Consider the following 16,629-nt stretch of genomic DNA (forward strand, 5'->3'; position numbering starts at 1 on the left):
GACGGATGGCCGGCTTCCTGCTACGACGAGCGCTCAACTACGTGGTGCTGTTGCTGCTGGCGTCGTTCCTGACGTTCAGTCTCGCCTCGCTCACGTTCCGTCCGCTCGACAGCCTGGAGCAGCGCAATCCGCGGCCACCGCAATCGGTGATCGACGCGAAGGCCGCCGAACTGCATCTGGACGATCCGATCCCGGTGCGGTACGCGAACTGGCTGGGCGGCGTGGTCCACGGCGACTTCGGCACCACCATCACGGGTCAGCCGGTGTCGGACGAGCTGGGTCGCCGGATCCTGGTGAGCATGCGGTTGCTGATCCTCGGTTCCGTGATCGGAGCGGTGCTGGGTGTTCTGATCGGCGCCGCCGGTGCGATCCGGCAGTACAAGTTCAGTGACTATTTCAGCACCGTCCTGTCGCTGCTGATTCTCAGTGCGCCGGTGTTCCTCGTCGCGACCCTGCTGAAATACGGTGCTCTCCAGATCAACTCGGCCACCGGCAACCAGATCTTCCTGTACACCGGCGAATCCTCGGCCAGCACGATCACCGGGTTCTGGCCGCAGTTCGTCGACCGCGTGCAGCATCTCGTGCTGCCGACCATCGCGTTGGCGTTGGGCAGCATCGCCGGTTACAGCCGGTACCAACGCAACGCGATGCTCGACGTTCTGGGGAGCGACTTCATCCGGACCGCCAGGGCGAAGGGACTGACCCGGCGGGCGGCACTGCTCAAGCACGGGCTTCGGACGGCACTGATCCCGATGGCGACGCTGTTCGCCTACGGATTCGGGGCGCTGGTCGTCGGCGCGACGTTCACCGAGACGATCTTCGGCTGGCACGGCATCGGCGAGTGGATCGTGATCGGCATCGACAATCAGGACACCAACATCGTCGTGGCGATCACGTCGTTCACCGGGCTGATCGTGCTGTTGTCGGGACTCCTCTCGGACGTGGTGTACGCGGCGCTCGACCCGAGGGTGCGTGTCGGGTGACCGAGATCCAGATCGCGTCCACCGATGCGGCGGTGTCGGCCGTCGGTCGCCGGACCCTGCTGTGGCGGCGGTTTCTCCGGAACAAGCCCGCCATCGCCGGGGTGTGCGTCCTGGTGCTGCTGTTCGTGGGCAGTTTCGTCGGACCGTACCTGCTCCCCTACGACTATCAGCAACTCGACTACACCGCGCTGCTGCAGCCGCCCAGCGCCGAACATCCGTTCGGCACCAACCAGATCGGCCAGGACGTTCTGGCCCAGACGTTGCGCGGGCTGCAGAAGTCGCTGATCATCGGGATCTGCGTCGCGATATTCTCCACCGCCATCGCGGCGCTCGTCGGTGCCCTGGCGGGGTATGTCGGCGGCTGGCCGGATCGGGTGATCATGTGGCTGGTCGACCTGCTGCTCGTCGTTCCCAGCTTCATCATCATCGCCGTGTTCACTCCGCGGCTGAAGTCCTCGAGCTCGATCGCCCTGCTGATCCTACTGCTGGCGGTGTTCGGCTGGATGATCACCGCCCGGATGGTCCGGGGAATGACGCTCAGCCTGCGCGAGCGGGAATTCGTCCAGGCGGCCCGGTACATGGGCGCCCCCACCCACAAGATCATCACCAGCCACATCGTCCCCAACATCGCGTCGATTCTGATCATCGACGCGACCCTGAACGTCGGTGCCGCGATCCTTGCCGAGACCGGGCTCAGCTTCCTCGGGTTCGGTGTCCAGAAGCCGGACATCTCTCTCGGGTCGCTGATCGCCGACGGCACCGAATCCGCCCTCACCTACCCGTGGCTGTTCCTGTTCGCGGGCGGACTGCTGGTGATCACCGTGCTGTCGGCGAACCTGGTGGGCGACGGTCTGCGCGACGCGGTCGACCCCAGCTCGACGCGCGCCCGGTCCCGCAAGAGGAAGACGAAGGCGACGCGGTGACCGGGCAAGCGCTGCTCGAGATCGAGGACCTGCGGGTCAGCTTTCCCAGCGAGGAAGGCCGGATCGAGGCGGTGCGTGGTGTCAGCTACAGCGTCCCCGACGGCGAGGTGCTCGCCATCGTGGGTGAGTCGGGTTCGGGCAAGTCGGTGGCGTCCCTCGCCGTGATGGGTCTGCTGCCCGAGCACGCGCGCGTCACCGGCTCCATCCGGTTGCAGGGCCGCGAGCTGCTGGGCATGGGCGACAAGGAGCTGTCGGCGCTGCGCGGGAAGACGGTCAGCATGGTGTTCCAGGACCCGCTGTCCGCGTTGACGCCGGTGTACCGGGTCGGTGACCAGATCGCCGAGGCGCTGCTCGTCCACGGCCGGGCGAGCAGCAAGAAGGATGCCGCGCAGCGTGCTGTCGAGCTCCTCGACCTGGTCGGGATACCCGATCCGGAGGTGCGCGCCAAGGCCTTTCCCCACGAGTTCTCCGGCGGCATGCGCCAGCGCGTCGTGATCGCCATCGCCATCGCCAACGACCCCGCGCTGATCATCTGCGACGAACCGACCACCGCCCTCGACGTGACCGTGCAGGCGCAGATCCTGAACCTGCTGCGCAAGGCCCGCGACCTCACCGGCGCCGGCGTCGTGATGATCACCCACGACATGGGCATCGCCGCGACGCTCGCCGACCGCGTGGTGGTGATGTACGCGGGCCGGGTGGTGGAGTCGGCGCCGGTGCGCAAACTGTTCGCCGAGCCCCGGATGCCCTACACCGCAGGGCTACTCGTGTCGGTACCCCGGATGGATGCGCCGATCCGGAGCCGCCTGGTCTCGATCGCCGGTGCCCCGCCCGCGCTCCATTCGCTGCCACCGGGCTGCACGTTCGCGCCGCGCTGCCCGCTCGCGGTCGACGCCTGCCTGCTCGCCGAGCCGGAACTCGTCTCGACCGGACCCGGTCATCAGGCTGCGTGCATCCGCGTCGACGAGACGGACACCCGGGACCTGTTCACGGCGTATCGGCGGGACCAGCCGGCACCCGCCCCCACCGCGGAGACGGCACCTGAACACCGCGTGGTGCTGCAGGTGACCGATCTCGTGAAGACGTATCCGATCACCAGCGGTCTGGTGTTCCGCCGCAAGCGGGGCGAGATCCGGGCGGTCGACGGCATCAGCTTCGACATCCGCGCGGGCCGCACGCTGGCGCTGGTGGGTGAATCCGGCTCGGGCAAATCGACCACGTTGACGCAGATTCTCGACCTGGCCGCGCCGGAAGCCGGTTCGATCGCGGTGCTGGGCGCTGACGTCGCGGCGCTGAGCCCACCCGAGAAGCGTGCGATCCGGCGCAAGATGGCGGTCGTCTTCCAGGATCCGACGGCGTCACTGGACCCCCGGCTGCCGGTGTTCGACGTTCTCGCCGAGCCACTCCGGCTGGACGGTCGCAGGCGTGAGGAGGTCGGCCGCCGGGTACCGGAGTTGCTCGACCTCGTCGGGTTGCGCCGCGAGCACGCCGATCGCTATCCGGCCGATTTCTCGGGCGGCCAGAAGCAGCGGATCAGCATCGCCCGGGCGCTCGCCCTCGACCCGGAACTGCTGATCCTCGACGAGCCGGTGTCGTCGCTCGACGTCTCGATCCAGGCCGGGGTGCTCAACCTCCTGCGCGATCTTCAGGAGCAGCGGGGCATGTCGTACCTGTTCGTCTCCCACGACCTGTCGGTGGTCCGCAATATCGCGCACGACGTCGCGGTGATGTACCGGGGCAGGATCGTCGAGTCGGGGGACGCGCAGACGATTTTCGAGGATCCGCAGCACGAGTACACCCGGGCGCTCCTCGAGGCAATTCCCGTTCCGGATCCGACGTTTTTGGCACACTAGCCTCAGCGAACTTCGAGGAAGGGCACCCCCATGAGGATTCGTTCGGCGCGCACCCGCCTCGCGGTATCGGTCCTGGCCCTCGGCCTGTTTCTCGGTGGCTGCGGGGGCTCGGACACCGGTGATGTCGAGGCCGGATCCGGGTCGATCGGCACCACCAACGACATCAACCCGCACGACCCCAGCGAGCTGCGCGACGGCGGAAACCTGAGGTTGGCGTTGTCGGGTTTCCCCCCGAACTTCAACACGCTGTCCAACGACGGCAACGACACCGAGATCGGCGCCATGCTGAAGCCGATGATGCCCCGCGCGTTCAGCACCGACGCCTCGGGAGCGCTGTCGGTGAACCACGACTACTTCACCGACGTCGCGCTCACCGGCACCGATCCCCAGCAGGTCACGTACACGATCGACCCGAGGGCGGTGTGGTCCGACGGCACCCCGATCACGTGGGCGGACATCCAGTCCCAGGCCGCGGCGCTCAGCGGTGAGAACAAGGACTTCCTGATCGCGAACACGTCCGGGTTCGAGCGGGTGGACAGGGTCGAGCGCGGCGTCGACGACCGTCAGGCGGTGATCACGTTCGCCGAGCCGTACGCCGAATGGAAGGGCCAGTTCGCGGGCAATTCGATGCTCTACCCGAAGTCGGTGACCGCGACCCCCGAGGCGTTCAACGAGAGTCTGCGCGACGGGGTCACGCTGACGTCGGGACCGTTCCGGATCGCGTCGATCGACAGGGCGCAGAACCGAATCACACTGGGCCGCAATCCCGCGTGGTGGGGCAACACCCCGAAACTCGACACCATCACCTACAGCGTTCTCGACGACGCCGCGCGCATTCCCGCTCTGCAGAACAACGAGATCGACGCGTCCGGACTGGGCACCATCGACGAGGTGAAGACAGCACAGGGATCGGCAGGAATCGCGATCCGCCGGGCGCCGGGAAACCAGTTCTCGCACATCACGTTCAACGGCGCGGAGGGATCGATCCTCGCCGATCCGGAATTGCGGGTGGCGCTGTCCAAGGGCATCGACCGGCAGGGCATCGCGACCGCGATCCAGAACGGTCTGGTCGACGATCCCCAGCCGCTGAACAACCACATCTACCTCAACGGTCAGGAGGGCTACCAGGACAACAGCGCAGCCGTCTCCTACGACCCCGAGGAGGCCGCGAGGCGGCTCGACGAACTCGGCTGGACACTCGACGGCGAGTTCCGGGAGAAGGACGGGCGCAGGCTCGAGATCCGCGACGTGATGTACCAGTCGACCACCTGGGTCCAGATCGCGCAGATCCTTCAGCAGAACCTCGCGCAGATCGGCGTCAAACTGAACATCGACACCCGCGGCGGCACCGGATTCTTCACCGATGTCATCCAGCCCGGCGACTTCGACATCGCCCAATTCTCCTGGGTGGGTGACCCGTTCCCGCTCAGCGGCCTGCCCCAGATCTACGCGTACAACCCCGACGACCTGCAGGGCAACTACGGCCGGATCGGTTCGCCCGAACTGAATGCGCTGATCGAGCGGACGATCTCGGAACTCGACCCGCAGAAGGCGATCGAACTGGCCAACGAGGTGGACACCGCGGTGTTCGAGGAGGGGTTCTCGCTGCCGCTGGTGCAGGCGCCGGGCAATGTCGCGGTGCGCGACAACCTGGCGAACTTCGGTGCCGCCGGCCTTGCGTCCTACGACTACACCACGATCGGCTTCCTGAATTAGCGGGTTCGTGGCCGTCCGCTACCCCGTTGCCGTCGGCGCGTGTGCGCTGGTGGTGTGCGGCGCGTTCGCCGTGGTCGCTGACGCCGATCAGCTCAGCGCACTGGTCGTGGTCGCGGCGACGGTGCTCGGTGTCACCGGCTACACGTGGTTCGCTGCCACCCGTTCGGGGTCGGAGCCGGGTCGGCCTGCCACCGTGCACCGGGTACGCCAGCAGCATCGGCTGACCAGCAGGTCCTGGATCGAGGTTCGTGAGGAACCGGGTTCGTTGTGGATTCCGGTGTTCTTCGATCCCGTCCTGGTCACCCTGCCGACCCCGACAGCGGCGACGGTGCACGGCGCGGGGCGTCGCCGTGTCGTCGTCTGGGAAGGCCGTCGACTGCTTCCCTCCGGTCGAGCGCGTCGCTCGGAGCCGGCCGGGCGGTTGATCGACAACCCGTCTCGTCCGGATCCGGACGGTCCGGTGCGCGCGCGGGTGGCCGCTCGGCCGGTCCGCCGGCTCGTCCTCGACGCCCAGTTCGCGGTGGCGGCACCGTTCGTCGGGGCATTGTGGGTCTACGTCGCGGGCGGCGGGGTCCCGGCGTTCGCCGGCGCGACGTGTGTGGCGGCGGCCGTCGCGGTGTGGTTGGCGGCCGTCCGCGGCTCCGACCCCAGCTGAGGGGTCAGGACATGGTGACGCCCGCGCTGACGAAGCACGGCAGCAGTCCGGCGATCTCGCTCAGCACGGGGCCGAATCCCACGGCTGCGGGCACCGGGTCGTTGACGAACGCGACACCCCGGAACCCGGTGGTGAGGTTCGTGAACTGCACGACGGCGCCGTTCCACTGCGCGAGCGGCGCGGCGGTGGTGTACCGGATCCGGTCGGGCGCGACCCGCTCCGCGTTGAACGTCAGCCACGCGCCGGGGGCGCACGTCGACATCGAGCCGGGAACGAAGGGCGCCGCCGAGACGGCCGCGGGCACTGCGAACGACAGTGCACCGGCGGCGGCGATCACTGCTCCCAACCGGCCCACCATTTGTCGAGTAGACATCGGAATTCCTTTCGGGGCGCGCCAATCCGTCTCCCCGAGTACGGCGGAACCGCGTCACTGAGTGTGAATACCAGGTCAGAGAATTATATCTCCGCAGGTACCTCCCACCGCCAGGGTCAGAAGGCGTCGCCCACATCCAATTCGAGGCGGTCCTCGTCGAGCCGGACCACCCGGACGGTGCGCGAATCGCCCGCCGCCGTGGTTACCTCGAGCCGCCCGTCGTCGGCGGGCACCCACGTCCCCTCTCGTGCCTCGTTGGCGTCTCCCCGGCCGATCGCCCAGTCGACGAAGGAGCCGTCCGGCCGGAATTCGATACCTCCGCGGCCCCGTGCGCGCGGGAAGTCGTATCCGGCAGGCCGGTAGACGCGGAGGCCGTCGTGGTCTTCCTCGAACGAATGCCCCCAGCGGCCGGCGGCGGCCCGGGCGAGGACGGCGGACGATGCCGGACTCGCGGCCCGCCCGGTCCACAACTGCTTCCGGACGCCGTCCAGGCACGCTCCCATCCGCGCGCCCTGCCCCTTGGTGAACATGACCATCCCGGCGTCGTCCGTGTAGTCCATGTAATCCATGAACAGGTCGCCGTGGGGGCCGTTCCCGCAACTGATGTGCGGGAATCGCGGCATCCCGACGTTCTGCCCGCCCTGATTGGGGGTGTCGCCGACCTCGTCGGAGCCCCGGCACCCGGTGCCGTCGTCACCCCAGATGTGGAACAGATTGAAGTAGTGCCCGATCTCGTGGGTCGCGGTGCGCCCGAGGTTGAACGGGGCCCGTGCGGTGCCCGTAGTCCCGAACGCGGTATAGGTGATCACGACGCCGTCGGTGGCGACCGGACCGCCGGGGAACTGCGCGTATCCGAGCAGACCACCGCCGAGCGCACAGACCCAGATGTTCAGGTATCTCTGCGTCGGCCACGGATCGGCGCCGCCGGTCTCCGCGGATTTGACGCCGTCATTCTGGTCGAACGCGTCGACTTCGGTTGCAGTTCGGGTGATTCCGTTCGTCGCCCGCCCGTCCGGATCCGTGTCGGCGAGATAGAACTCGATTCCCGCGTCGCCGACCAGATACTCGAACACGGACGGAACGGTGTCCACGTCGTCGTTGGTGGCCCGGAAATCCTTGTTGAGCACCGCGATCTGGCTCTCGATCTGCGCGTCGGAGATGTTCTGCGCCGCAGCCTTCCACACGACGTGAACGACGACCGGAATCCGTGCGACGCCGCGGGCGGCGATCGACTGCAGCGATTCCAGGTCGATGGTCTGGTTCTCGATCTCCGATCGGGCGATGCGATACGACTCCGACTCGGTCAACAACCGGCGGTGGACGTCCATCGCCCCACAGGTGCGCTGCGTGGGCAGATCGACCTCTGATTCGTTGGTGCTCATGGTGTCGGGCTCCCTTTCGGTTTCAGAGGATCAGGTCCTGGGGACGGATCAGTTCGCGGGGCAGGGCGCTCGCCTCGATCCGCTCGAGCGGATCGGCCGCGATGTAGGGATCGAGGACCAGACCGGTCAACTGGGCGATCCGCCGCACGGGTACCTGGAACGTGCGGTACGCGCCGTAGGAGAACGCCTCCTCCCCGTCGGCGAATTCGTCGAGCAGGGCGGCCTGGCTGAGCAGGTATCCGGTGACCGAGAGACCGCCGTCCTGCTTGACCATGGCCACCGTCTTCCAGAACTGACGCGGCAGCGCCACCCCGCGGTATTCGGGGTCGTCGGGCGCGAGAACGGGTCCGGTGACGACGCTGACGGCGAGACCGGCGTTGTCCGCGTTCTTCAGGACGTAATCCTCGAGGCCCAGCCACAGGGTCTGGCCGGCGTTGAAACTGTGATGTTGCGGAGTGCAATTGGTGAAGTGGAACGTGTCGTCGTTCGCGGCCTTGGCGAGCGGTCCCCACGCCGGGTCGAGTCGGCGCACGAGGTGTCCGCGGTCGAGCGGATTGTCGCGATACACGTCCTCCCCCGTCTGCTGATCGGCCGGAAGTCGCGGGTCGAGAATCCAGCTGTCGCTGTCGCGCCGCGGGCTCTGCGACTGCGTTCCGTCGATGTTCACGGCAGTGAACAGCGCCAGCGCCCGGTATCGGTGCATCACGACGCTGAAGTGGTGGTACGTCAACTGCGGGGACGCGACCGACGGTGTCCCGGGCCGCGGAAGGGGTAGCGGCACGCGCAGGAAGTTCGCGTCGTACCCCCCGCGCGTGCTGTAGTCCGGGTCGATCGAGATCGCCTCGGGCTCAGGCGGTCGCCGGGTGGCGGCCGGTGAGTCGACGGAGCCGAGACGCACCGTGATCTCGAGGGGAACCCGGACGGTCACTTCCCGTTCGTGTTCGACGGCCGGGGATTTCGTCGGTGCCGTCCGCTCGGCGCGGACCATGTCGTCGACGAGGTCACGCGACTGCGGGGTGAGGTTCTGCGCGCGCACGTATTCGAGGATGCGGCTGATGCGCACGCCCTCGTTGAGGACACCACCGAACTCGGTGTGCTGCGGCGCCCGCACGCTCGCGTGATGCAACGCGACCACCTCCCACTGATCGTTAAAGACCGGCGAACCCGAGGATCCGGGTTCGGTGTCGGCCGAGTAGTGCAGAAACCGCTCGGGTATGTCGACGATACGGTTCTCCCGCAGGGCAATCTGCTTCTTCTCGCCGCGGGGGTGTTGCACGATGGTCACGAACTCGCCGATGACGGCCTTGCCCTCCGCCTGGATCAGCGGGTTGAAACCGAACTGGGCGAGCGTTCCGGGTTCGGCTCCGACCGCGACGAGCGCGAAGTCGCGGTCCCGGTCGGCGAGATAGAACCGACCCGGGTCCAGCGGGAACATCTGCACGGGGTGCGGTTTTCCGTCGATGCCGTCCTGGTAGTCGAACTCGATCACGCTGCTGCGGGCCGTGTCCGCGTTCGGCAGCACGTGATGGTTGGTCAGCAGCAGCGTGGGTGAGACGAGGAAGCCCGTGCCGTAGCCCTGCAGGGTTCCCCGCGCGTCGCGGATGTTGACGCGCCCGATCGACCGGGCGGCGGCTGCGCCGTCATCGAGGTATCGGACGCCGACGAAATCGGCTGTGTTGATTATTTTCTCGAGTAACCGATCCGGGAGGGCGTCGGACTCCCAGTCCCCATTGCCGTAGTAGCGACCGAGCCGGTCCACGCGCTTCGCGATCCGTTCGGGAGTATCCGCGGCGGCGACGCCTCCGGGGCCGTTGAGTGCGTCCACGTGCTCGCCCCGCTGCGGTGCCCGTTCGCGGGCACGCAGTTCCGCCGCATCGCGTTGTCGCTGCCATTCCGCCTCGAACGTTCCCCCGGGAATCGCGCGCTGCGACTGTCCGTCTCCGATGTTGTCGACGATGGTCATGACTCGGTCCTCACGTAGGTCGGGCGGCTCGTTCTGTGATTGCGAGCCTGCTCGTCGCGGGCACGTCGGTCATGCGTAGTGGGCTACTCGTTTCTCGGTCCGACCACGGTGTCGGCGCGTTCGTACTGTTCGATGCCGTTCCGGACGACCCGTCGGATGCGGTCGCCGTCGGCCACGAGGTCGTCGAGGAGGGGTACCGCCAGTTCCGGCCGGATGGGGGTTTCCGCGAGGAGTTGCCCGAGTTCGAGTGCGTCCGACCCGAGCGCGCCGACGATGACCTTCCGCCGCGCGGAATCCAGCGCCGCCTCGACGTCGAGTTGCTTCGCGGTGTCGCCCCGCGCCGCCGGTATCGGTGTCGCCGTCTCGACCAGCAGCGCCCGGACCTCCTGCGCCGTCAGGTCGCGGTCGGTCGCCCACACCAGCATCGCGGTAACCGCCACGTACAGCGCGGCGAACGTCGTGCCGTCCATCTCCGGTCGATCGACGAGCTGCTCGCACGCTGTCCCGGTGATCGTCCGCGGCGCGTAGATGTCGGGTTTTCCCGCGTCGGGGAAGTACGGGGTTTCGTGGGTGAGTGTGCCGTCGTCCTCGACGGCTCCGACGGCGAACGCGTCCGCACTCCAGGCCGGATATGCCGGTTCGTCCGAGTGGTCGCCCGAGGCGATCACCAGCCTGCCGTCGCTCACCAGGTGCGCAATCACCGCATTCTGCGCATCCGAGGGCACCGCGTTGCCGTAGTCCAACACCAGGATGTCCGCGTCGGCCAGGGCCGCGTCCTCCATCCACCGACAGACGTCGCGCTCGGACGGGACACCGTCGCCGAAGGCCAGCTCCCCGGGAAGGAGTTCGGCCAGTGCCGATTCGCCCTCCCCCGTCTCTCCGGCTACTACCCGCCCCGGAACCCCGTGCTTGATGGCGCACTGCGTGACAGAGACGGCGATCTCCTCGCGTCGGCCCACCGTGAACGGACCCGCGACCGCCAACCGCAACGCGCGCCGCACCGGCGACGATGCCGCCGCCTCCGCTTCGGGCACAGCGGTTTCGGCGCCGAAGAAGTCGGACCCGTTCGATACCTGGGGCTCCGCTTTCGGGGCGCCGACACCGAGTTGCCGGACGAGGACCGGCAGGTCCCGCGGGTCGAACGTGCCGTTCCGGGCGGCGAGATCGGCCAACTGCTCCCACAGTTCCAGGTGCCGCACGTCGGTGTAGAGCCGGGACAGGTCCTTCTCCGGATAACGGGTCAGGGTCGGCAGATTGCGCCGGATCCATTGCCACACTTCGGGCCACGACAGGGCGTCGAGGCGGATCGTGCGCACCTCCGAGGGGCGGAGCGGTCGCGTCAGTTCCACGAGGTCCGCGGTGGCCGCCACCGCGAGCCGCGCCTTGCTGCGCCGCTGCGTCAGCAGGACCAGCGCGTCGAGGAGGCCCGGGGCGCCGGGTGCGTCGCCGAGCAGCAGGTCACCGTCGTCGATGACGATCGCGACCGGGACTTCGGTGAGGTCGCCGAGTAGTCGCTCCCACCAGTCGCCGGCGCTGAATCTGCCCGGCCGGGCGGTGCGCACCCCGACGTCGCGCATCAGCTCGTCGACGAGGCGGGCCAGTTCGCGGACCGGGTCGGGTTCCGCGAGCAGCCGGTTCGCGCTGATGTACAGATGTGCGATCTGCGGGTCGAGCTCGTCGAGCACCCGGTCCAGAAGCGAGGTCTTTCCCGTCGACGGCATTCCGACGACGTGCAGCAACCGCGCCGGCGTCTGCCCGGACAGCACGTCCACCCCCTCGCGCAGCTCCGCGAGGCGGGAGATGAAGCGAAGTTCGCCCTGATGGATACCGAGCCGCAACCCGACCCGCCGGGACGGTGGCTCCGGCCGCGCCCGCGCCTCCGGGTCGACGATCGCGCCGGGCTCGCTACCCCCGACGAACAGGCACGGCACCGCCCAGTCGAGCAGCGGGTCACCGCTGTTCTCGTCGCCGTTGATCGCGAGCCGCGCCAGCCGCAACGCCTCGGCGACAGGCTGGCCGGCGGTCAGTGCCTGGTAGAAGAAGCGCGTCAGCAGTCGCTCCGTCCGGAAGGGCAGCACCGCCTGCATCCCGATCACCATCGGGCATGCATCACGCACGCAGATGTCGGCGGACGACAGCGGACCGGGCCATGGGTCGTCGTCGGCGGCACCGGCCGGCGCGCGTGCCGTCTCACAGCCCGCGAACACGGCCAGCCGGAGGTCCGGGAGTTGCTGCAGCAGCAATGCGAATTCCTGACTGGGCAGCAGCCTCCCGCGGCCGTTGCCCTGCTCCAGCTTGAGCCCGTCCGGATTGGCGTGGCCGAGGTAGTGGAAGAGGTGAAAACCGCGTCTCTGCATGCCCATTCGACTGCGGAGCCGTTCGACCGACGGACGGTCCTCGACCACCACACGGAGCAGACCCCGGTCCACCAGGGGCCGCAATTCCGACAGAAGGCTACGTTTCTCGGCATACAGGTCGAACGGGGCCTCGGAATCCTCGGGGCCCTCCCGTAAGGGGCTCGACATCACCAGCAGGAGGTTGAGCGGCGGCTCGATCGGCGTCTGACGCAACGGATAGGTGCGCGACCGTCCCGACCGCACCACGTGGACGTCGCGCGCCATGGCGAGGAACTGGTCGGGTCGTTGCGGATCCAGCAGCAACTCCCACGGCCAGGCGCACACTTCCTGCGGCGCGGCGAGGACGCGCAGGAGGAGCTGAGTTCCCGTGGTCCGGGCCAACCCCCGGCTCTGCTGCAGCAGCGTGACGATGTCCGGAACCCCGAACACCAGATCCGTCAACACCTTCCCGACGTCGAGCGCATGGGTTGCGGCGTCGGTGCGCGCGTGCCGGACGGTGTCGGTCAACCAGTCGGACGGTGTGTCGATCGTCTTCCCGGTGACGTCGTTCGGCAGTTTCCATTCCGGGATCGGCCGCCGCACCGCGAAGACCGAACCCATCCGCGACTGCGCCGAGAGCCAGACGTGGTCGCCGGCCCGGAGAACGCTGATCTCCAGTGCCTCGAAACCGGGTGTCGGTCCCATACGTCCGCGCTCCTAGACGTCCACGGACCGGGCGATCTCGTCGAGGTCGACCACACTCGCGACATCGGTGACCGGGTGCACCCCGGGCGCGCGCGCGGTGATCCTGTAGTCCTGGGCGGTCAGCCCGTCGAGACTGGTCTGCTGCCAGCCGTCCGCGGTCGACACCAGCGGGTGTTCCCGGCTCGGACCGCCAGCCATCGGCTCGACCGTCGCGAGAAGCCGAGCGCCCCCGGCGCCGGTGCGCGCCCGGATCACCAGCGGCTCGGCGGTCGTGACGTCGTCGACTTCCAGCGCGACCGATTCGTTCACCGCTGGAAACACGTTCGGAGGCGCGAGCGTCGCGGTGTTCAGGATTCCACCCACATGGTCGAGCACCGGGTCGTCGTTCTGAAGCGAACCGTGCCGCTGGCTGAAGAAGGCCGCGTTCTTCCATCCCGTCATGAGTTCGTGCGGGGTGGACGACAACTTCGGCACGGTGCCGTCGCCGCCGCTCTCGTCGGGTCCGCGCACGGTCATCGTCTCGACCTTCGTCCCGGCGAGCCGGGCGGCCCACTTGGTGGGCTGGAAGTCGCCGATCACCGGCCGGATGTCGTAGCCCTCGTGTCCCGAATCCAGCCGTGCGTCGACGGCGTCGCGCAGACCTCGGTGCAGGCGCACCGCCGCAGCCATCCGGCCGGCGTCGAGACCCGTCCCCGACCAGTCGAGCTTCTCGTCGTCCAGCGCGAGCCACGACCCGTCGTCGCCCGCCATGCACCGATACGACGGCAGCAACTGGTACGCGGACGTGAACGATCGGATCAGCGCACTGAGGTCGACGGTGAACGGACCCCACCCCTTGCGGAACCCGTTGACGAGGAAGTCGAGTGCATTGACCGAACCCGAGTACGGGGTGCCGAAGGTGACGAGGGTGCGGGTATCACGCCACCCGTCCAGGAATTCGAGGAACAATCGAGCGACGATTCCGCCCATGGAGTGGCACACCAGCACGAGCTTCGCGTCCGCGTTCCCCGACTTCTCGCGCCACCGCGTCAGCCAGTCATGGGTCCGTCGGGCCAGGGCGCGGGCCGCCACCCGGTTGTCGCGCCGCCAGTCGTAGGGGAACTCGAAATAGTTGTCACCGGGAACCACCCCGAATCGGCGGACGACGTCGTCGCGGAATTTCGTGTACCCGTCGATCTTCCAGTCCAGCCCGGGAACGAAGTGGAAGTCCGGGACCAGGCGGGTGGCCACGACGCCGTCGCCGAGGTCGTCGACGTCCGGATCGTCGCCGTCGAGCTTCAGGCGTTTGATGTTCCCGCCCAGCGACAGCACGCCCGCCAGCGCCACGCCCGGTGTCGGTGCCCATACGTCCTTGCCGTCACGGGCGAGGACCGACCCGCCGATGCCGGGCAACAACACGACTACGTCTTTCATGGCGGCCTCCGGGATCGAACGCCCAGGAGAGGGCGGCTTCGAATCCCAGTCTTCTCTCACCCGCCGCAATACACACGAGTAGCGGACCACTCGGTTTGCAATTTTTTCGTCGGGCCGCGGGGCTCAGCTCTGCGCGAAGTTGAGGTAGGCCTTCGACGGCGTCGGGCCGCGCTGGCCCTGGTACTTGGAGCCGACAGCGGAGCTGCCGTACGGGTGTTCCGCTGCGCTCGACAGCCGCAGCAGGCACAGCTGGCCGATCTTCATGCCCGGCCACAGGGTGATGGGCAGGTTCGCGACGTTGGAGAGCTCCAGGGTGATGTGCCCGTTGAAGCCGGGGTCGATGAACCCGGCCGTGGAGTGCGTCAACAGTCCGAGGCGGCCGAGCGAGGACTTGCCCTCGAGGCGTCCCGCCAGGTCGTCGGGCAGCGAACACACCTCCAGAGTGGAGCCGAGAACGAACTCACCCGGGTGCAGGACGAACGGCTCCCCCTCGGCCGGTTCGACCAGCGTCGTCAGCTCGTCCTGCCGCTGAGCTGGGTCGATGTGCGTGTACCGGGTGTTGTTGAACACCCGGAACAGGCTGTCGAGGCGCACATCCACGCTCGAGGGCTGGACCATCGAATCGTCGAACGGGTCGATGCCCAGACGTCCAGCGGAAATTTCGGCACGGAGATCGCGATCGGAGAGGAGCACAGGTAGAGGTTAACGGGTGTGGATGGCCATCGAGAGCAGCAGTTCGGTGCAGGTGTCCACGAGCTCGTCCTCGGGGAGGGTCACGGTGCCGTTCAACCATGCCGTCAGGGTCTGCGCCAGGCCGCCGACCATGAAGTGCGCGGCCAGGTCGAGTCGCGGGCTCTCGGCCACCTCGTAATACCCGACCGTCTGCTTCGTGACCAGGCCCGCGAACAGCCGCGAACTGTCGAGGCGGCGCTGCGCCAGCACCGCGCTCGACTGCGCCACCGAGAACATGAGACGGCCCTGACGCGGATCTTCGGCGACCTCCCGCACGATGTTGTGGACGCCGGCGCGCACGATGTCGCGTTCACCCGGCCCGGCGTTCGACACGGCGTCCAGGGTGCTGGTGGCGATCCGCTCCACGACGTGGTCGTAGACGGCGACGGTGAGCGCGTCGCGGTCGGTGAAGCTCTCGTAGAAGTAGCGGGTGGCGAGTCCGGCCTGCTTGCAGACTCCGCGCACGGTCAGGGCGTGGTCGCCGTCCGCGCTGCCCAGCAGGTCGAGTCCCGCCTCGATGAGCTGACCGCGCCGTTCCGATTTCCGCTGGTCACGCTCCTGGCCGCCATAGACGCGCCCACCGTCGCTCGTCGAGTGTCCGACGTTCGCGTTCACCGGTGCGGTAGTCATGCGGACCATCTTTCCACCGGACTCTGGACGGCGGACATATATGTGAGTACGGTCGTGTTCAGATAGTGAATCCGTGGTGGGGAGAGGGAACACAAATGTCGACGTCACTCGAAGTACCGGACCGTCTCGATCAGGTCATGGACGGCGCCGGACTACTGGCAGGCGCCGCGAACATCATCATGCAGCTCGCCCATCCCGGGGTCGGGTACGGCGTATACGAGAGCAAGGTCGAGAGCGGCCAGCTGTTCAGGCATCCGATCAAACGGACCCGCACCACGCTGACCTACCTCGTGGTGGCGGCCCGCGGCACCGACGAGGAGAAGGCGGCCTTCCGCAAAGGCGTCAACCGCGCCCACGCCAAGGTGCGCTCCACCCCCGACAGTCCCGTGCAATACAACGCGTTCGACCCCGAACTGCAGCTGTGGGTGGCCGCCTGCATCTACCGGGGGTTCGAGGACGTCAACCGCGCCCTGCACGGCGACCTCTCCCCCGCCGCCGCCGAGTTCTTCTACAAGGAAGGCGCCACGTTCGGCACCACCCTCCAGGTACCCCCGGACATGTGGCCCGAAGACCGCATCGCATTCGACGAGTACTGGAACAAAGCCCTCGACAAGGTGTCGATCGACGACACCATCCGCGAACACGTCCTCTCCATCGCACGCCTCGAATTCCTGCCCGCCATCGTCTCCCACCTGTTCGGCCGGCTCAACATGTTCTTCACCAACGGCTTCCTGCCCCAGCAGTTCCGCGACGAAATGCACCTGACATGGACCGACAAGGATCAGCAGCGCTTCGACCGGACCCTGCGCACCATCGGCACCGTCAGCAGGCGCATCCCTGTCCGTATCCGGGAGTTCCCCTACAACCTGCTCATGTTCGATCTGCGACGCCGAATGAAGGCCGGCAAACCCCTCGTATGACACACCGCGTGTGCACCCGGGTAGTCCGGATCACCATCTGATAAT

The 16,629-nt window shown here is 67.8% G+C and carries 13 protein-coding genes; 6 read left to right on the plus strand and 7 right to left on the minus strand.

The genetic code is table 11. The features are described from left to right. The first annotated feature begins 5 nt into the window (after positions 1-5). Genes ACNJ7E_RS27190 through ACNJ7E_RS27210 form a run of 5 tightly spaced genes read left to right on the plus strand, consistent with a single transcriptional unit; the run spans position 6 to position 6,130 of the window. Positions 6-983: an ABC transporter permease gene (locus tag ACNJ7E_RS27190; RefSeq protein WP_280780759.1), complete on the plus strand. Its 978-nt coding sequence runs from the start codon at positions 6-8 to the stop codon at positions 981-983. Further along, entirely contained in the window at positions 980-1,906 is a 927-nt protein-coding gene (locus ACNJ7E_RS27195; RefSeq protein WP_317567850.1) for an ABC transporter permease, read from the plus strand. Before ACNJ7E_RS27190 ends, ACNJ7E_RS27195 begins: the two co-directional genes overlap by 4 nt. Then, positions 1,903-3,759, plus strand: coding sequence for a dipeptide ABC transporter ATP-binding protein (locus ACNJ7E_RS27200; RefSeq protein WP_418341416.1), 1,857 nt, complete (start codon positions 1,903-1,905; stop codon positions 3,757-3,759). The genes ACNJ7E_RS27195 and ACNJ7E_RS27200 overlap by 4 nt, the downstream gene beginning before the upstream one ends. 30 nt (positions 3,760-3,789) lie before the next feature. Beyond that, positions 3,790-5,475: an ABC transporter family substrate-binding protein gene (locus ACNJ7E_RS27205; RefSeq protein ID WP_280780756.1), complete on the plus strand. Its 1,686-nt coding sequence runs from the start codon at positions 3,790-3,792 to the stop codon at positions 5,473-5,475. A gap of 49 nt (positions 5,476-5,524) precedes the next feature. Further along, positions 5,525-6,130, plus strand: coding sequence for a hypothetical protein (locus ACNJ7E_RS27210; protein ID WP_418341508.1), 606 nt, complete (start codon positions 5,525-5,527; stop codon positions 6,128-6,130). Positions 6,131-6,134: 4 nt separating this feature from the next. Here ACNJ7E_RS27210 and ACNJ7E_RS27215 read toward each other — a convergent pair whose 3' ends face one another. The 7 genes from ACNJ7E_RS27215 to ACNJ7E_RS27245 form a co-directional block, all read right to left on the minus strand. Continuing rightward, positions 6,135-6,503 carry a hypothetical protein gene (locus ACNJ7E_RS27215; RefSeq protein WP_280780755.1) on the minus strand — a complete coding sequence of 123 codons (369 nt, stop codon included), beginning with the start codon at positions 6,501-6,503 and terminating at the stop codon, positions 6,135-6,137. A gap of 116 nt (positions 6,504-6,619) precedes the next feature. Continuing rightward, positions 6,620-7,885 carry a zinc metalloprotease gene (locus tag ACNJ7E_RS27220; protein WP_418341417.1) on the minus strand — a complete coding sequence of 422 codons (1,266 nt, stop codon included), beginning with the start codon at positions 7,883-7,885 and terminating at the stop codon, positions 6,620-6,622. A 22-nt stretch (positions 7,886-7,907) separates the two neighbouring features. Continuing rightward, positions 7,908-9,848: a DNA/RNA non-specific endonuclease gene (locus ACNJ7E_RS27225; protein WP_418341418.1), complete on the minus strand. Its 1,941-nt coding sequence runs from the start codon at positions 9,846-9,848 to the stop codon at positions 7,908-7,910. An 83-nt stretch (positions 9,849-9,931) separates the two neighbouring features. Next, complete coding sequence (locus ACNJ7E_RS27230; protein WP_418341419.1) at positions 9,932-12,889, minus strand: CHAT domain-containing protein; 2,958 nt, start codon at positions 12,887-12,889, stop codon at positions 9,932-9,934. Between the two features lie 12 nt (positions 12,890-12,901). Next, positions 12,902-14,302: a lipase/acyltransferase domain-containing protein gene (locus ACNJ7E_RS27235; RefSeq protein ID WP_418341420.1), complete on the minus strand. Its 1,401-nt coding sequence runs from the start codon at positions 14,300-14,302 to the stop codon at positions 12,902-12,904. A 123-nt stretch (positions 14,303-14,425) separates the two neighbouring features. Next, positions 14,426-14,995: a dCTP deaminase gene (dcd, locus tag ACNJ7E_RS27240; RefSeq protein WP_005238072.1), complete on the minus strand. Its 570-nt coding sequence runs from the start codon at positions 14,993-14,995 to the stop codon at positions 14,426-14,428. Between the two features lie 9 nt (positions 14,996-15,004). Continuing rightward, on the minus strand, positions 15,005-15,673 hold the full coding sequence (locus ACNJ7E_RS27245; protein WP_418341421.1) for a TetR/AcrR family transcriptional regulator: 669 nt from the start codon (positions 15,671-15,673) through the stop codon (positions 15,005-15,007). An 86-nt stretch (positions 15,674-15,759) separates the two neighbouring features. Here ACNJ7E_RS27245 and ACNJ7E_RS27250 point away from each other — a divergent pair, with 86 nt between their 5' ends. Beyond that, a complete protein-coding gene (locus ACNJ7E_RS27250; protein ID WP_418341422.1) occupies positions 15,760-16,584 on the plus strand; it encodes an oxygenase MpaB family protein in 825 nt (274 codons plus the stop codon). Positions 16,585-16,629 lie beyond the last annotated feature (45 nt).

The sequence above is a fragment of the Rhodococcus mengyinensis genome (assembly GCF_048381435.1).
Classification (GTDB): domain Bacteria; phylum Actinomycetota; class Actinomycetes; order Mycobacteriales; family Mycobacteriaceae; genus Rhodococcus_F; species Rhodococcus_F opacus_D.